The 17413-nt window shown below is 52.8% G+C and carries 11 protein-coding genes; 9 read left to right on the top strand and 2 right to left on the bottom strand.

Going from position 1 to position 17413, the window contains the following annotated elements; all coding sequences use genetic code 11:
* Window positions 1-41: 41 nt before the first annotated feature.
* The 7 genes from HG66A1_RS15335 to ligA all read left to right on the top strand — a co-directional run bounded on the left by HG66A1_RS15335 (window position 42) and on the right by ligA (window position 9560).
* Window positions 42-440 carry a YraN family protein gene (locus HG66A1_RS15335; protein ID WP_145185585.1) on the top strand — a complete coding sequence of 133 codons (399 nt, stop codon included), beginning with the start codon at window positions 42-44 and terminating at the stop codon, window positions 438-440.
* An 83-nt stretch (window positions 441-523) separates the two neighbouring features.
* The gene (locus HG66A1_RS15330) at window positions 524-967 is read left to right on the top strand and encodes a RidA family protein (protein WP_145185582.1); all 444 of its coding nucleotides are present in this window, start codon (window positions 524-526) and stop codon (window positions 965-967) included.
* 593 nt (window positions 968-1560) lie between these two features.
* Window positions 1561-2838 (top strand): beta-ketoacyl-[acyl-carrier-protein] synthase family protein, encoded by a 1278-nt coding sequence (locus HG66A1_RS15325; protein WP_145185579.1) that lies wholly within the window; start codon window positions 1561-1563, stop codon window positions 2836-2838.
* Window positions 2839-3025: 187 nt separating this feature from the next.
* A complete protein-coding gene (locus tag HG66A1_RS15320) occupies window positions 3026-4504 on the top strand; it encodes an aldehyde dehydrogenase family protein (RefSeq protein WP_145185576.1) in 1479 nt (492 codons plus the stop codon).
* Between the two features lie 191 nt (window positions 4505-4695).
* Window positions 4696-6402 carry a cation:proton antiporter gene (locus HG66A1_RS15315; RefSeq protein ID WP_145185573.1) on the top strand — a complete coding sequence of 569 codons (1707 nt, stop codon included), beginning with the start codon at window positions 4696-4698 and terminating at the stop codon, window positions 6400-6402.
* A 126-nt stretch (window positions 6403-6528) separates the two neighbouring features.
* Entirely contained in the window at window positions 6529-7512 is a 984-nt protein-coding gene (gene gmd / locus HG66A1_RS15310) for a GDP-mannose 4,6-dehydratase (RefSeq protein WP_145041355.1), read from the top strand.
* A gap of 38 nt (window positions 7513-7550) precedes the next feature.
* Complete coding sequence (gene ligA, locus HG66A1_RS15305) at window positions 7551-9560, top strand: NAD-dependent DNA ligase LigA (RefSeq protein WP_145185572.1); 2010 nt, start codon at window positions 7551-7553, stop codon at window positions 9558-9560.
* A 4-nt stretch (window positions 9561-9564) separates the two neighbouring features.
* Here ligA and HG66A1_RS15300 read toward each other — a convergent pair whose 3' ends face one another.
* Window positions 9565-10491: a radical SAM protein gene (locus HG66A1_RS15300; RefSeq protein WP_145185570.1), complete on the bottom strand. Its 927-nt coding sequence runs from the start codon at window positions 10489-10491 to the stop codon at window positions 9565-9567.
* 24 nt (window positions 10492-10515) lie between these two features.
* Entirely contained in the window at window positions 10516-11853 is a 1338-nt protein-coding gene (locus HG66A1_RS15295; protein WP_145185567.1) for an asparagine synthase-related protein, read from the bottom strand.
* A 271-nt stretch (window positions 11854-12124) separates the two neighbouring features.
* On the opposite strand from HG66A1_RS15295, the gene HG66A1_RS15290 reads away from it, so the two are divergent.
* Window positions 12125-13489, top strand: coding sequence for a DUF1501 domain-containing protein (locus tag HG66A1_RS15290; protein WP_145185564.1), 1365 nt, complete (start codon window positions 12125-12127; stop codon window positions 13487-13489).
* A 297-nt stretch (window positions 13490-13786) separates the two neighbouring features.
* On the top strand, window positions 13787-17338 hold the full coding sequence (locus tag HG66A1_RS15285; RefSeq protein ID WP_145185561.1) for a hypothetical protein: 3552 nt from the start codon (window positions 13787-13789) through the stop codon (window positions 17336-17338).
* Window positions 17339-17413: the final 75 nt, after the last annotated feature.

Below are 17413 nucleotides of genomic sequence, written 5' to 3'. Positions count from 1 at the left end.
GCACTTACGATTGAGCCTGCCCCTTGTTGAAGAGGCTGCTTATGGCTGGAAACTGGTTTGGCAGATTTCTGGGTGATCGGGGTGAGCGTGCCGCCGTCCGTTATCTGAAACAACACCGTTATCAGATTCTTGCTCGCCAGTATCGCACTGAACTCGGCGAAATCGACATTATCGCCCTCGATCAGGAAACGGTCGTCTTTGTCGAAGTCAAAACCAGGAAATCAACCGCGAAAGGTCAGCCCTTCGAGTCTGTGACAGGACAGAAGCAGAAACAGCTGACCCGACTGGCAGGCGTCTTTCTTAAAAAACATGGTCTGCTGAAGCACCCCGCACGGTTCGATGTGATCTCCATTCTCTGGCAGACAGAACAGAAGCAGCCTGAAATTCAGCATTTTCAAAATGCCTTCCCTCCTGCGGGGGACTTCCAGTTCTTTATCTGAGTCACCTCGATTGTAAATCGGGGACAATCCTTCTAAAGTACGCGGAATGAATTACTAAATGTTCTTTCCTGAAGGAGTCGACTATGTCCGCTGAGCAGAAAGCTGCTGAACTGGGGCTGAATTTTGAGCCCATTGAACCTGGGTATCTCAATCTTTGTATTCGTACCGGTAACCTGTTGATGACTTCAGGTCATGTGAGTGATCAGAAGGGACGTCTGGGTGAAAACGTAAGCCTCGAAGAAGGGATTGCTGCGGCCCGCGATTGTGCCGTCAAAATTCTGCGGTCAGTTCGGGATGAGCACGGAACACTCGATGGGCTGCGGGTCATCAAGCTGCTGGGCTGCGTCAACTCGACTCCTGATTTTACCGATCAGCACCTGGTGATTAATGGTGCTTCTGATCTGTTCCACGAACTTTACGGCAAGACCGGCGATGGTTACCACGCCCGCAGTGCACTCGGTTTTGCAGCGCTGCCTACAGGTGTGGCTGTTGAAGTAGAAGCGATTTTTGAAATTATCGATGCATAATAGTCGGCCTGGCTGCTGAAGTGTCAAACTCTGGCAGTCAGGCTGAAAGTACCGTTCAGGGCGGCTTTTCTGTGAATTCGCTTGACAAATTTGTCTGGGAAGTGTGTAATACACCTTGATTGGTATCTACCAGAAACCAGGTATGATTGAAGGGGACCTCAATTATATTATTAGTTCTGGCTGGATTTCACTCAAAACTGTGAAAAGGATTTCCAACCTGAAACGGGAGTTTTACCTCTCATTCCACCTTGCTTTTACAGCACCTTCCTTGAGTTCTGCGGGCGCAGTCCGGAATTAAGTCTCACCTTTTTGCCAACTGGCCTGCTAACCGGTTATAGCGATATAACTTGTTAAATCTGACTACTTTAAGGGATATTAAGCAGGGTTTGAGATCACTCTCAGATTTTGGGTTGCCTTTTTCCGATAATATAACAGGAGAAGGAACTCGAGATAAGCTGCAGTGGTAATTCTCCACTTGCTTGACACAGAATGTGTTAAGTCGAGAGTTACGTAGATCTTATAACTATAGGCTGAAACAGTTCGCAAAAGGGACTGGAGCTGTTTCTCTGTAGGAAATTAAGGGTCAGGCTAAGATGGCTGGGTCAAATCAAACGCGCGTGGTCATTTCCGGAATTGGAGTTGTATCTCCAATTGGTATCGGTATAGACAGTTTTTGGCGCAATATAAGTTCAGGTGTTTCGGGGATTGATCGTCTGCAATCAATCCCGATCGAGAATCTTCCGTCCAAACTGGCTGCAGAGGTCAAAGACTTCAATCCGGACGAACACCTCTACAACAAAAAATTCATCAAAGTTATGTCACGCGACATTCAGCTTGGGGTGTCTGCTGCTTCCGATGCTGTGAAAAACGCAGGTATCAAGCGGGGAACCGTCGATCCTGAGCGTTTTGGTGTATCCTTTGGTGCCGGTCACATTCCGACGACTCCCGATGAACTGGTCGAAGCCGTCAACCGCTGTGCCGCCGATGATTCCTTCGAAATCACCCGCTGGGGTGAAGACGTTCTGGGACAGATCACTCCACTGTGGATGCTGCGACAGCTCCCTAACATGCCAGCCTGCCATATTTCGATTGAGCATAACGCCCAGGGACCAAATAACACGATTACCAGCCAGGACTCTTCTGCCTTACTGGCTCTGGCTGAAGCAATGCGTTGGATCAAGCGTGGTGCAGTCGACTGCATGGTTGTCGGAGCCTGTACCTCCAACATCAACCCCGTCGATCTGTCCCGCAAAAACCTCATCGACCTGCTGTCACGCGATGAAGATCCCAAACGTGCCTGTCGTCCATTCGATCGTGATCGCAACGGTACTATTCTCGGTGAAGGTGCTGCAGCTTTCGTGGTCGAAAACTACGATCACGCCGTTCGCCGTGGTGCGGAAATTTATGCGGAAGTGATCGGACTCGGTGCCGGCTGTGATGGCAGCTCCGACGAACAGAACGATACCGGCCTGATGCGGGCTGTTGAATCGGCTGTGCGTCAGGCAGGAATCAGACCTTCCGAACTGGGTCACATCAATGCCCATGGTAAGAGCACGAAAATCGACGATCAGGTCGAAGCACGTGCTTATCACCGTCTGTTCGGCGATGATGCGGTCAAGATCCCGATTACAGCACTGAAGAGCTACTTCGGTCACTTCGATGCCGGCTCTGGAGCTGTTGAACTCGCAGCCAGTATTCTGTCGCTGCGGCATGGTGCGACTCCAGCCACGTTGAACTACGAAACGCCGGATCCATTGTGCAACCTGGATATCGTGCACGGTGAAGTGCGGCCGCTAATTACACCAACGACGATGTCGGTCAGCCGTACATCCTTTGGTCAGAGTGCTGCCGCGATTCTGCGGGCCATCTAAGCCAGTCGCTTCTGCTAAGAATCACTCTCACTGCGTGAATTCTGCGCGCAGTCCCACATCCCTCTTGAGAAGCAGAGCAAAAAACATCAGAATGAAAGGGTAGGGCAGACCTGTCTTTAGTGTCTGTCGATGAACAACCTTTGTTCCTGATCCAATTACGCTCGCTAGAACCTCAGGAGATCACGTCATGGCCACAGACGCTTTAGATACCGTAGCAGCTACTCCCCAGATTCGTAGAACTCAGTTACTGATTGATGGTGAATGGCGTGATGCGGTCAGCGGGAAAACCTTTGCGACAGTCAATCCAGCCACAGAAGAAATCATCGCAGAAGTAGCGGAAGGGGATGCTGCTGACATCGATCTGGCCGTTAAAGCTGCCAGGGCTGCTTTTGAAACTGGACCGTGGTCGAAGATGGATGCCCGGGATCGCGGGCGGCTGATGTACCGTCTGGCCGACCTGATTGAAGAAAACATTGAAGAGCTGTCTGCACTGGAGTCTCTGGATAACGGCAAACCGATTCGTGACAGTCGTGCTGCAGACCTGCCACTGGTGATTGACTGCCTGCGGTACTATGCCGGCTGGGCCGACAAGATCGAAGGCGCGACTATTCCAATTCGCGGCAACCATTTCTGCTACACCCGACGGGAACCCATTGGTGTCGCCGGTCAGATCATTCCCTGGAACTTTCCCTTGCTGATGGTTGCCTGGAAATGGGCTCCTGCACTCGCTGCCGGTTGCACAATCGTCATGAAACCTGCAGAACAGACGCCGCTTTCCTGTCTGCGGCTGGCGGAGTTGGCGATGGAAGCCGGTTATCCACCCGGGGTCATCAATGTGGTACCTGGTTACGGTCCCACCGCAGGGGCCGCTTTAGTCAAGCATCCGGATGTCGACAAGATTGCCTTCACAGGGGAAGATGCGACCGCGAAAATCATCATGGCTGATGCCGCCCAGACCCTCAAACGTTTGACATTTGAACTGGGCGGGAAAAGTCCGAATGTCGTATTCGCCGACAGCGATCTGGACGCTGCTGTCGCGGGGGCTGAGTTTGGTTTGTTCTTCAACCAGGGGCAGTGCTGTTGTGCCGGCAGTCGACTGTTTGTTGAAGAAGCTGTTCATGAAGAATTCGTGGCCAAGATTGTCGAGAGAGCCTCGGCCCGTAAGCTGGGAGATCCTCTCAATCCCGAAACCACTCAGGGCCCACAGGTCGATCAGGCACAGATGGAGAAGATTCTCAGCTACATCCAGAAAGGGACTGAAGCCGGGGCAAAATGCGTAACCGGTGGATCCCGTTTTGGTGAGAAAGGTTACTTCGTAGAGCCGACGGTCTTCGATCAGGTGACCGATGATATGCCGATCGCCACCGATGAAATTTTCGGACCGGTAATGAGCATTCTTCCGTTCAAAAACCTGGATGAAGTCATCACGCGTGCCAACAATACCCAGTTTGGGCTGGCGGCAGCGGTCTGGACCAGTGACGTGAAAAAAGCACACCTCATGGCTCAGAGAATTAAGGCCGGAACCGTCTGGGTGAACTGTTATGATGTGTTTGATGCCGCCGCTCCCTTTGGTGGATTCAAACGGAGTGGCATCGGGCGTGAGTTGGGGGCGGCCGGGCTCGCCAACTATACAGAATTGAAGACGGTGACCATGAATCTGGACTGATCGTCTCACCAGGCCCGGACGGCTTCTCGATGAATAAGAGGTGAAATAGCGTTAGCTCGAACTTGATATCTGATAATAGTTTACTATCATTTTTTTAAGGCCGGAGAGCCGGGTTCAGGATCGACCGCTCACCCTGATCTGCTATAATCGGCCCGTAATCAATTTCATCACCTCTAGAACAGGACGTTCGAATGGGCTCATGGCATATCATCTTTACTCTGGGAATCTTTCTAGCAGCTGGTTTGCTGGCAGGTACCCTGGGGGAGCTCTTTCGCCTGCCCAAGGTGACCGCCTATCTGTTGATCGGAGTGATCCTGGGGCCAGCGATTCTGGATTTGATTCCCCATGAACACCTGGAAGAGCTCAAGCCGCTGACGGACCTGGCCATGGCACTGGTTCTGTTCGGGTTGGGGAATCACTTCACTCTCTCCCGTCTGCGTCGTCTGTTTAAACGAGTCTTACCGCTTTCGATCGGAGAGGTCCTCGGTACTTTTTTCATTGTATTCGTGGGGCTGCTGCTGGTAGGGGAATCTCCCGGAGCGGCAATTCTGCTCGGAGCGCTTGCGATTGCTACTGCACCAGCGACGACGATTCTCGTATTGAAAGAAATGCAGTCTGAGGGACCAATCTCAGAATACACCGGAATCCTGGTGGCCCTCAACAACCTGATTTCCATCATCGCTTTCGAAGTCATTTTTGTAGCAGTCTTCTTTCTGCAGGGGGACAGTGCACATGCCTCTGTACTGCCCCAACTGGGGCACCTGCTGCTTGATATTTTCGGGTCCGTATTCATCGGCGTTTTCGGCGGCCTGATGATCAGCTACGGCAGCTCCATCATCAAAGGCAGCCGTCGTCTGATCATGTTTGTCGGTCTGATTGCACTGGCACTCGGCTTATGTCGCACAACAGGCGTACCGTATATGCTGACGTTTCTGGCGATGGGTTTCACAGTCGCGAACTCGCTGGCTGAAGAAGATGTCCCGAAAGTTGAAGCCGAGTTGTACCCGTTGACCGGTTTCCTCTGTGTGCTGTTTTTTATCATTCACGGAGCGGAACTCAAACCACAGCAGTTTATTGAAGCCGGGTTGATCGGGGGCAGCTACATCGTGCTGCGTCTGGTCGGAAAATACATCGGTATTTTTATACCGGCCCGGATGAGGGGAGAAGAACCCGAAGTCTCACTCTGGCTGGGGACAGCCCTGTTTGCCCAGGCGGGGGCTGCGATCGCACTATCGGCAATCGCCGTCAGCCGGGATCCCGTGCTGGGCGGTCACTTGCAGACCATCATTCTGGGATCGGTGGTCTTCTTCGAAATTGTCGGTCCCATCATGATTCGCCAGTCTGTCCTGCGGGCAGGGGAAGTCCCGCTGATCCATGCGATTCATCATACCGCCGGTGATCCGATCAGCGAATTCCAGTCAATGATCCGCCGCTTCCTGGTCTCCTTCGGCCTGTTGTCTGAGATCGATCAGCCTCCCGATCAGATTCTGGTCGAACAGCTTTATCGGAAAAACGTCAAGGGTATTGCCCAGACGGCGACGTTTAACGAAGTGATTTCGTTTATCGAACACAGCCACGACAATACATTCCCCGTGATTGGTCCAAATGAAGAGGTCGTGGGGGTCATTCGCTATCAGGACCTGAGTAATACCCTGTTTGATCCCAAGATTGGTTCCCTGGTCCGCGCGGCTGACCTGGCGAATAATCTGGAAACCGTTGTTTATCCCGACGATTCCCTGGCACGGGTCTGGAGCAAATTTCGTGAAGGTTCCTACGATTGTCTGCCGGTCGTTTCACGCGAACAGCCGCATCGTATGCTGGGGGTCATCAGACGCTGGGAAATTCTGAAATACTACATCAAGGGGCACCGGTCGGCCCAGAATCAGGATGGTAAATAGATCGCTTTCATCAGGCTGTCGTTCAACCGTTGCGATTTGGGGGAAAACCACTAAACTTGCAGATGCTGGCGGAAGAACCAGTCATTTTTTACTACCATCAAAGTATTTACATAGAGGATTCGTGTCGTGAGTCGAGTTGCCCTGATCACTGGAATTAATGGCCAGGATGGATATTACCTTTCCCGGTTCCTGGAAAGTAAAGACTATGAAGTCCATGGAATCACATCCTGCAGTAAGCCGGGGATCGGTGAACCCCCTCATAATTGCTATTACTGTGATTTCGCAGAAGGCTCGAATCTGAATGAAATTCTGGATCGGGTCAAACCCGACGAAGTCTATCACCTGGCCGCCCAGAGTCACGTCCGTCTCTCGTTTGACATTCCTGTTTACACCGCGGAAGTCACAGGTGTCGGCACTCTGCGTCTGCTGGATGCGATCCGGTATTATGAACAGCAGAAGGGCAAGCAGGTCCGTTTCTACCAGGCATCTTCCAGCGAGATGTTCGGTAAGGTCGTTGAGACTCCTCAGAGCGAGACCACGCCGTTCCATCCCCGCAGCCCGTACGCCTGTGCCAAGGTCTTTTCCTACTGGTTGACGATTAACTATCGCGAATCGTACAACATGTTTGCCTGTAACGGCATCCTGTTTAATCACGAATCGCCGCGACGGGGGGAAGCCTTTGTAACCCGCAAGATTACCAAGGCGATCGCACGTATCAAACTCGGGATGCAGGACAAACTTTATCTGGGAAATATCGACGCGAAGCGGGACTGGGGTTTCGCCGGCGATTATGTCGAAGCGATGTGGCTCATTCTCCAGCAGGAGAAACCTGATGACTTTGTGATCGGAACCGGCGAAACGCATTCGGTTCGTGAATTTCTGGAAGCCGCCTTCGGTTCTGTCGGACTCGACTGGCGAAAATATGTTGAAATCGATCCGCAGTTTTATCGGCCCGCAGAAGTCGAACTGCTCTGTGCGGACCCCACCAAAGCCCGTGAAAAGCTTAAATGGGAACCCAAAGTCACCTTTGAAGAACTCGCACGCCTGATGGTCGAAGCCGACCTCAAACAGGCGGAACAGGAAAAACTGCTCAAAGAGTCTGATTCCTGACCTGCCTGCGCTTCCCCTGATTCATTGCGGATATTTCCATGAGCGTTCAAAAAGAAATCGAAGAGCTGCGTCAGCAGCTCGAGCATCATAACCGGCTGTATTACATTCAGGCGAAGCCGGAAATATCCGACCGCGAATTCGATAAGATGATGAAGCGGCTGGAGCAGCTTGAGGAAGCGCATCCGGAGTTTGATTCCCCCGACAGCCCCACTAAAAAAGTGGGTGGGGCACCGATAGAGGGGTTTCAGACGATTGCGCATCGTCTGCCGATGCTCTCGATCGATAACATCTTTGAACTGGATGGCCTCAAGGATTTCGAAACCCGCATCTGCAAACTGCTCGGAGAAGAGCAGGTCGAACTGACGGCCGAGTATAAAATTGACGGTGTCGCAGTCTCCCTGGTCTATGAAAACGGGCACCTCGTACAGGGTGTGACCCGCGGTGATGGCCAGTCTGGGGATGACATCACCCACAACGTCCGCACCATCGGTGGAGTTCCTCTGCGCCTGAATGCGAAAAAGCCTCCCGCACTGCTGGAAATCCGGGGAGAAGCTTATATCAGCAATTCTGATTTCCAGGTGCTCAACGTTGAAATGCAGGAGCAGGGGAAAGAGCCGTTTGCCAACCCGCGCAACACGACAGCAGGCGGCTTGAAACTGCTGGACCCGAAACTGTGTGCAAAACGTAAAATCCGTTTCTTTGCGCACGGCATCGGAGCGGTTGAAGGTGTCGATTTTCAGACGCACGTCAAATATCTCGACGCGATTCAAGAAATGGGTATTCCGGCGACACCCAACGTTAAGGCTTTTCCCAACCTGGAAAAGACTATGGAACACGCCCAGACCATGATGGATGACCTGCACTCGCTCGATTTTGAGGTTGACGGGATTGTACTCAAGGTCAATCGCTTTGATCAACGCGATCAGCTGGGCAATACATCCAAGAGCCCGCGGTGGGTTGTGGCGTATAAATGGGAACGGTATGAAGCAGTCACCCGGGCGGAGTCAATTGTCTTTCAGGTGGGTAAAACCGGAACGGTGACTCCGGTAGCTAACCTGGAACCGGTTCAGATCGCCGGGACCACAGTTTCCCGGGCCAGCCTGCACAATCGCGATGAAATGCAGCGGCTGGGGATTCAAATTGGTGACTGGGTCGTCGTGGAAAAAGCCGGCAAAATCATTCCACACGTAGTGCGTGTGGAAGAGCACCGCCGGGACGGTTCGCAACAGGAACTTGAATTTCCTACGCATTGCCCTGAATGTAATACGGAACTGGTTCAGGATGAAGGGGGCGTTTACATTCGCTGTCCTAATCCGGAATGCCCCGCTACCGTGCGTGAGACTCTCCGCTATTACGCTTCGCGCCAGGCGATGGACATCGAAGGCATGGGCATCAAGATGATCGAGCAGTTGCTGGAATCCGGATTGCTCAAGGGACTGGCCGACATCTATCGTCTTGACGAACATTACGAAGATCTGATTAACCTCGAACGCCAGGGAGAAAAGTCGATCGATAATCTGCTGGCAGGCATCGAAAGTTCCAAGCAGCAGCCACTCTGGCGGTTATTGACAGGGCTTAACATCAGGCATGTGGGGGCCAGTAATGCCCGGATTCTCGAACGGGAATTCGGAACCATCGACGAGATTGCGAAACAGAGCGAGGACGACCTGGCGGATGTGAATGAGATTGGTCCCGTGATCGCTGGTTCTGTGTATAACTTCTTCCACTCCGATTTCGGTCAAAAGCTGATTGCAGATCTTAAGGAAGAGGGGCTGAATATGGGGACTCCGGTTTCCAAACAGGAAAAGCCTGCTGGTGCCCTCGAAGGTAAGACTGTGGTTGTCACCGGCACTCTATCGCGATTTACCCGTGATCAAGCTAAGGAGTTCATCGAGAAACACGGAGGCAAGGCCTCGGGATCGGTATCTTCGAAAACTGATTACCTGGTAGCGGGGGAGAATGCCGGCAGTAAGCTGACGAAAGCACAGTCGTTGGAAGTACCCGTTCTTTCGGAAGATGAATTTCTGGCGCTGCTGGGAGAGGACTAAGATGTCAGACTGAAGGAATGACGGTCTGCATCAGGTTCATCTGAGACAATCGATCCAGTCTTTGCGTTAGATTGAATTCATCAGCATAAAGTGACTCCAGGTCCCAGAGATCCATCAGCACCCGCCCCTGACGTAATTGCAGGCATTCTTCCAGCACACTTTCAACTGAAGAAAGTTGAGGAATAGAAAACTCGCCTGTGGACTGCAGATGCTCAAGCATGCCGTTCCCCGGTCGAGTGGGAATGATGGCACAACAACTGACGCCGAGTGAAAACGCATATTCGACAGAGCGAATTGTCCATTCAACACCCTCCGCTTCCTCCAGAAACGGAGGTTTCAGCAGAATGAACGCGCGGACTTCAATAGCGTGCTCTCTCAGGAAAGAAACAGCCCGGGCATAGTCGTCTAATGTCATGCGTTTGTTGAGAGCCGGCAGTACTTCGGGATGAATCGTCTCCAGTCCCAGCGCGATTTCCAGTTGACCGGGGATCTGTTGTTGGAACTCCGGGCAGGCCTGATTGCAGAGCAGGGGATGATTCTCGACGATTACACGTTCATAGGGCTGGATCAGTTCCGCGATTTCAGGCAGGTCCTCAGGGGGAATCGCCTTAGCATCGAAGAAATTGCCACTGTTGTAAAGCTTGATCTGGCTGGCAGGGGGCAGCTGTTTCAGGGCGTAGCGGATCTGCTCAGGAATGGCGCCCGGGGAAACGCGATCATCTGTCGTATTCTTCCAGAGGTCGCACATCAGACAGCGAAAAGGGCATTCACGGTTCGTCAGGAAGATCGTCGAAATCTCCACCGGATGACCTGCGACTGACGCCTCTCGTTCATTCAGGAATGCATAGGGTCGGGACTGCGAGACTTCGTTTTTTGGACTCCGGGCCTGCAGGATCTCCTGATCGTGTAATTGTCGAACAGGCAAACTCATGATATGCGGCGGCTATCCTCAGAATCAGGAAGGCTGCTGGAACAGCGAGAGCAGTGTCTCACGATAAACGGTCTCTGATTCAGCAAAGACATTTTCGTAAGAGTCGCCGTTCAGGCTCCCTTCCTGAAAACGCCGTTTGGGATAAACGGGCATAGAGAGTCCCGTGATCTGTTTAATTCCCCGGCAGACGATATCACCCTTGAGAGCATACAGTTTGCGGGGATCCCAGTCGGTCAGTTCGATAAAGGGAATCCCCTCGGCGACTTCGATGACGTTCGGCAGTGCATAGGGACTGAAACCCTGGAAGCCCAGTGAGCGGGCAGGGGCATAAGTGCGGACGTGACCGCGACTCTGTCCGCCCGAATAGGTCAATGAGTGTTTGACGGCTTCCACTCCCCAGCCTTCCTGGTAGAGCATCAGATTGTTCAGCACGCTGCGAATCGTCAGCTCCGGATTCGCTTCGATCGGATAGTCCTTCAGGTTTTCATCACCGCCATCGCCGTCGATGAGGTGTTTCCAATGGGGATACTGCTCGCGAATCTTTTTGCACAGGGCATGCGTCATCATCGCCGCCTGCACGTCCAGCTCTTTATAGTCTTCGACGACTTTGATTGTTTCTTTATAGTCCAGCGCATCGACAGGGACCTGCATGATTTCCAGGAACAGACTCAAATTCAGCTGGTCCAGAAATTCAAAAGCCTGTCTGCAGTCGCTGCCTTCACCATCGACAGAGAGCGAGAACGCTTTCAGGCGGGACGGAGATTCCCCCCGCGTAATCAACGCGTGATACAGCAGCAGGAAGATCGCACCGCTGTCAATTCCTCCCGAAAACATAACTGCGATTGGCTCCTGCTGAGGAATGGTGTCCAGCCAGCGATGTATTTCCTGAGAGACAGCGCTGATATACGCTTTGCCGATATCATCCAGCTTATTCGACAGTCGGTTTCGCTCGGGAGTAAAGTAGCGTGTTGCCTGTGGATTCGGGTCCGGACAGCCGATCAACTGTAATTCGATCAGATAGTGAGCGGGAACCATCCTCGTGTAGGAGGGATGGAACTGGTTGTCGAGGCCTTCACTCTTGAGGAATTCGTAGATCTCATCAATACGTTCGGCGATTACCAGACAGGGACCTTCCGCCCGTTTCGCCAGGAAGAAACGCATGGGTCTGCCGATGGAGCGTGCCATGCGAACACGTGTTCCCTCCTTATGGACCAGGGCAAACTGCCCATCGATCTCCCTGATCTGTTCAGGAGAACCACTGCCCACACGTTGCGTGGCTTCTTCGAAGGTCACATTGAAAAGCAGGTTTGCCTCTGGAGCCAGTAAGTTGACAAGTCGCTCCACGTACTCGTGATGAATCATTAAATCTAATCCTGAGATTTAACAGGGCCCGGAAATGAGTGAGACTGCTCCCGTCTGCTGCCTGAATTTTATGATTCCACTAGACAAATGAAAACTCACTCCCGGGTAAACCATATTAATTTCGTGAAATTCACATGAGGGTCTGGCGTGACACTTTGACGCATCTCTGGGACCGTGCTGATAGAGTTAGTTGATTCATCCCTAAGCCATTCTGGGGTTGTGGATTGCGCACGTGTCTGGTACTTTTTGAAAAACACATAGGAGAGGTTTTATGAGTACTGGCCGCATGAGCAAATCTGTTTCTCGACGGACTTTCCTGAAGTCCAGCGCTCTGGGTATCTCTGCCGGCTGGGTATCGGGACGGGGGATCAATGCGGGTGCGGGCTTGAAACTGAATCCGGGGCAGAAATCGGTGGTGATGATCTACCTTCCCGGTGGCCCAACCCAGTTTGAAACGTTTGATCCCAAGCCCGAGTCTCCTGTTGAGATCAGGGGCTCCTTTCTCCCGACCCAGACCAAAATACCGGGAGTTCAGTTCTGTGAACTACTGCCTCGCCTGTCCTCAATTGCTGATCGTTTTTCTGTGGTCCGGACTCTGGTTGGCATGGAAAACCGGCATGAATCGTTTCAGTGCTACACCGGTCGAGCGGGGGGAAGAACAGAAGATGGAGAGCCTGCAGGCGGCTGGCCAGCCTTTGGTTCGGTGATCTCGCAACTGCTGGGCCCCGGCGCAAACGGGATGATTCCCTATGTCGATGCGGCACCGAAAATGAGTTATGGACCGTATAACAATAACGGGAGTCATCTGCAGGGGAATCCTTCCTGGCCTGGTTTCACCGGCTTCAAACACATTCCGTTTACGCTGGAAGGGGAAGTGAAATCAGACCTGGTGCTGCATGGGATCGACCTGACACGGTTGAACCAGCGGAAATCCCTGTTGCAGTCTGTGAAGCGCAGTCAGCAGCAGATCGACGGCGAAGGCTTGGATAACTTTCAGAATCAGGCTTTTGAAATGTTGACCTCAGGTCGCTTTGCCGAAGCCATGGATCTGGAGCGGGAACCACAGTCAGTCCGCGAGCGTTACGGTGCCCTGCAGAAAACCGATCCCAGCTTTGGTGGCGCACCACAGAGTCCACAGCATCTGTTACTGGCGCGTCGACTGGTCGAGGCCGGTGTCCGCTGTGTGACCGTCGCTTTTGGCGCCTGGGACTGGCACGCCAACCGCGAGGGTTCTATTGAATACCTGTCGAAGAAATACCTGCCGCTGTTCGATCAGTCACTGGCGGTCTTCCTGCAGGACCTGGATGAACGTGGTTTGCTGGAAGAGACGACGGTCATCGTCTGGGGAGAATTCGGGCGGACTCCCCGTATTAACGCCAAAGGGGGCCGCGACCACTGGCCCGGGACACAGTCCGTTCTCATGGCAGGAGGTGGAATTCAGGGAGGCCGCATCATCGGACAAACTGATCGGGTGGGAGGTGTTCCCGCAGACCGTCCGGTGCACGTCCAGGAGATCTTTGCGACCCTCTATCGGAATATGGGCGTTGATCTGGCGACGGCCCAAATTACCGATCTCTCGGGGCGCCCCCGTTATCTGGTTGACGACAATCGATTTCCGATTCAGGAACTGTATTGATCACAGATGCTACTGAGTTCTGTATACGATCCAGTCGTCCTGTTTCCCTCTCTGGTCTGGATCTAACAGGATATCTAAGTATTCTATTTTAAGTCACTTAGCGAATCCTGGTGATCACTCAAGATCATAAGCACTGTGAATCTGAACCGTTGACCTTTCAGTAATTTAGAATATACTGGTTTCCTGACTGAGGTTCATGATCTCGCGCCCAAATCAATTATCACCCGCCCTCAGTGCGCTCAAAAGAAGATCAGCGATTTTTCGACATTTCTTCATTTTACCAGAAGCAAATTCAATATGTTAAATAGCGATGTATCCTGGGATAAACCACCCAGGTCTCTCAAAGTCGGTACGCAGGATTCCAGCGAACAGTTTCGGCAGGCATTGGGCCTCGATCACGAGGGCAACGCCACCTGCAATGAGGACCGCGATGAAATTCTCCGCTATCTGAATCTGCAACTCATCGCCAACGGTTATCCTGCTGCCCTGACAGACGCAGATCGCAATTTTGCGGATATTGCGCAGGGACTGCTGGAAAATCATCGACAGAAAAATCGCCTGCTGGTCAATCAACGCTGTCCGGTCGATCAGCGCATTGAGAACTTTCTGCAATCACATTTCAGCAATGTACCCGAAGGGGCAGAGCTGAAGCTGCCGGCCCGGACGCTGATTCTGGATCGTTTCGGTCTCGCGCGGGAATTGTCGCTTCCCATTGAGGGTGATGAATACCATAGCGATCTGGTGCAGTCTTACCGGGTCAAGAACGGAGTGCTGCATAATCCCAAGCATGACCGCCGCACAACGGTCGGGACGTTTCATGTGACCGAAGGGGGCTTACCGGTGCCCGGTGATAAACGCTCCGTTCCGCGGGAAACATTCGTCAAAATGTTCCAGCATGCCATGAATCCCCCGGACGATCTGAAACTGTTCCCGTTTACTTCCGAGCAGGCAGAGCCGGCTTCGGGCTGGGCATCGCTGCTGCTGCGTCCGATTGTCTGCCCTGAGGTCAAAGGTGTCACCCCGGAAAAACGGATGGAAGTCCGGTTCTTTGCACCCGGGACACTGGTCAGCAATCTGGATTTCGTGGAATCAATCTTCGGAAATGCCGGCGATCCGTTCGTCCCCATCAACGACTCCGGACTGGACGTGATGCACTGGACCGGACATACCGGCGCTGTGATTCTCGCGCCGCATTTGATTACACTCACCAAGAAGGAACTCGGTCTGCCTCACTGGGACGAAGCCACTGAGCGTCAGCAGCGCGACAGTATGTGCTGGAAAAAAGAAGACGAATTCTACAATGACGGCATGGCGTTTAAACTGACCTGCCGTACCGAAGAGGGCGTGATCGTAACTCTGATTGCAGACAACTATTTTGGTTACTGCAAGAAAGAGGTTAAAACACAGATCAGCTACTCGGCCAATCTGTTCGGTAACGCTGAGGAAGAACACGCGGGTGGAACCATGGCGTATCCCAGCTACAACCTGGGTGAAGGCTTCCAGGTTAACAGCGTACGCTACAATGGACGCACCTTTGACGATGTGATCCAGGATTACGGCGATCATATTGAAGGACAACCTGAGGGATACGGCATTGACAGTGTCTATCCGGAACTGGTTTATATCCCGGAAGATGCCTATGCCAGTCTGCCGGAACAGTGCATTCGCTGGACCCGCGGGGGGAGAGAGCATTCCATTCCGCTGTTACCCGGCCAGGTCTATATGGCGCCTTCCGGCTACCATCTGCGGATGGAGAAGCACCCTGCGGCTCCCTCCTGGAGAATTGTGGGAACCACCGGGGAAGGGATCTTCTGTCACAAACCGTGTACGGTGTCCGGTGGCGGTAAAAGTGAAATCAGTAAATCGATTCAGGACTACATGCTCTATGGCCCCGTGTTCGTCTCCAATTATGAGAAAGACATGGAAGCCGTTCGCGAAATCATCGAGAAAGATTATTCCGATCGCTGGCTTGAGCCACTGCCGGAAGGACACCCTGATCTGAAACCAAGCCGAGGTGTGCTTGATCTGCATCGCTCGCTGGGAAGTGTAATCAAACTGCTCACTCCTTCGCCGGCTTATACTCCCGAGTTCAACGAGTGGCTGAATTCCATTCCCGATCATATTCTGGCCCTGGTCTTCATTATCAAACGAATTTACTGGTCCAGTTGGGGCGAAGACTGGGACAACCACTTCGGCGTGGACATTGTTAATGGTACTCACGGTCATGAACTGAAATACCGCGAGCGGAAACTGGTCGGAACTTATCTGCGAGTCGGTCTGTTTTCGCTGACAGGCTGGCGGACATTCAAAGTACGCCAGGACTTTATCGCTTCACTGAAGATTCAGACGGAAGACGATATCAGTGCTTCGGTCATTGTACCGTCCCGCGATCTACCTTACCTGGCGGAAGGGGAGAACAGCGAGAGCTGCAAGTTTGTGATCAACAGTGAATACCGACTGTTCCAGCGGCCCGACGACGCGATTGTGCGTGGTCTCGACAAACAGACCGAACTGGATCTCAGCAAGCCGGGGAATTTCATCTCCAACTTCGAACCGCTGAGTATCGACCAGGTTCGTGAGATGAGCAAGTACGTCGTCGATTTTGACGCGTTCAGTCCACCCATGCAGGACATGTTGCGTTCCGCGGAAGAATCCAACAGCAGTTACGTCGTCTGTTCGGCCAACCCGCGACAGATCGATGGTAAGCCGACCAAAAACCCACGGTATCTGCAGACGCGTCCCGACCTGGTCAAACCGTTCAATACCTACGTGGCCAAAATGGCAACACGCCTCTTCCGCGCGATCCCGGCAGATCAGCCGGTACATAACCCGGTAAATGCGGTCATGGTCGGTCGCCGGAACAATCCTCCGGAAAAAGAGAAGGGAATTCGCAGTCTGGCCGTTTATTCGCCCATTCATTATCAGGAACTCCCTGAGCTGTTCATGGACTTTGTCTGCTCTCTGACCGGGAAGAGTCCCTCCACAACCGGGGCCGGTAGTGAAGGGGCATTGACCAAGGGGCCGTTCAACGCTCTGCGTCCTTCCGCAGACCTCAACAGCGCCCTGGTGGGTTATATTCTGACGGGCTATTCAGGCTTCTCTACAGCAGCAGGTCACATCGGTCCCAATGTGCGGGTCGACCATGACATCAGTCTGCTGATTCCGGAAATCTGGTGCCGCATGTCACCAGAAGAACGTTCACCTGAATTCCTCATTCGGGAAGGACTGCTGGAACCGATCAAAGACTTTGAACATGAAGGTGTGCAGATTCCAGCCAGCCGGCTTGGATATCGCATCACTTACAAGTTCCTGCTCCGCTTCTTTGGTCGTGTGTTTGACAACCCTGCCTCCGTATTTGATGAAACGATTCTCAAACCGGAAAAGCAGGACCTGGAATCCTTCGTCGATGGTATCCAGCATATCGCCGAAGCACAGCAGCGTGTGGCGCTGCAGTACTTCGAAGATGGTGGCTATGAAGAGGCCTGTCCTCCGTTGCAGGCGATTCTGTCAATCATGGCACATGGCAACTGGCAGGGTCATACCATCCATGATAAGGAAGTCCGTGATCTGTTTACCCGGGAAAACCTGCTGCAGAGCGACTGGTACCAGGAGCGACTGGCCGCACGCCAGGAGCGGGAATCTGACTTGCTCAAACGGCACTTGGATTACCTGGATCAGTTCAGCGTTCAGCCTGGTTACGACCGGGAACTCGTGCGTTTGCAGATCCCTGAACGGCGTAAATGGGTCGAGGAGCAACTGGCCCACGTCAGTTCCCCTGCTTACCTGGAAGAGCTGAAAGGCACGATTGGTGCCGAGCCGACAAAAGATTTAAAAGGGACCGCGAAATAAGCCGCGGGCCTGCTGTATTTCTTTTGTACTGATCTGTTAGAATGCCGGCTGTCATTGCGCACCCTGAACCCCTGA

It is taken from the genome of Gimesia chilikensis (genome assembly GCF_007744075.1).
Classification (GTDB): Bacteria; Planctomycetota; Planctomycetia; order Planctomycetales; family Planctomycetaceae; genus Gimesia; species Gimesia chilikensis_A.
The sequence above is the reverse complement of the archived record's forward strand: the minus strand, read 5'-3'. Positions and strand labels throughout refer to the sequence as shown.

Coding starts and splice junctions, on each gene's coding strand:
- HG66A1_RS15325 (WP_145185579.1), top strand. CDS start 1,561: ATGGCTGGGTCAAATCAAACGCGCGTGGTCATTTCCGGAATTGGAGTT.
- HG66A1_RS15330 (WP_145185582.1), top strand. CDS start 524: ATGTCCGCTGAGCAGAAAGCTGCTGAACTGGGGCTGAATTTTGAGCCC.
- HG66A1_RS15295 (WP_145185567.1), bottom strand. CDS start 11,853: ATGATTCATCACGAGTACGTGGAGCGACTTGTCAACTTACTGGCTCCA.
- HG66A1_RS15300 (WP_145185570.1), bottom strand. CDS start 10,491: ATGAGTTTGCCTGTTCGACAATTACACGATCAGGAGATCCTGCAGGCC.
- HG66A1_RS15335 (WP_145185585.1), top strand. CDS start 42: ATGGCTGGAAACTGGTTTGGCAGATTTCTGGGTGATCGGGGTGAGCGT.
- HG66A1_RS15285 (WP_145185561.1), top strand. CDS start 13,787: ATGTTAAATAGCGATGTATCCTGGGATAAACCACCCAGGTCTCTCAAA.
- HG66A1_RS15320 (WP_145185576.1), top strand. CDS start 3,026: ATGGCCACAGACGCTTTAGATACCGTAGCAGCTACTCCCCAGATTCGT.
- HG66A1_RS15315 (WP_145185573.1), top strand. CDS start 4,696: ATGGGCTCATGGCATATCATCTTTACTCTGGGAATCTTTCTAGCAGCT.
- ligA (WP_145185572.1), top strand. CDS start 7,551: ATGAGCGTTCAAAAAGAAATCGAAGAGCTGCGTCAGCAGCTCGAGCAT.
- HG66A1_RS15290 (WP_145185564.1), top strand. CDS start 12,125: ATGAGTACTGGCCGCATGAGCAAATCTGTTTCTCGACGGACTTTCCTG.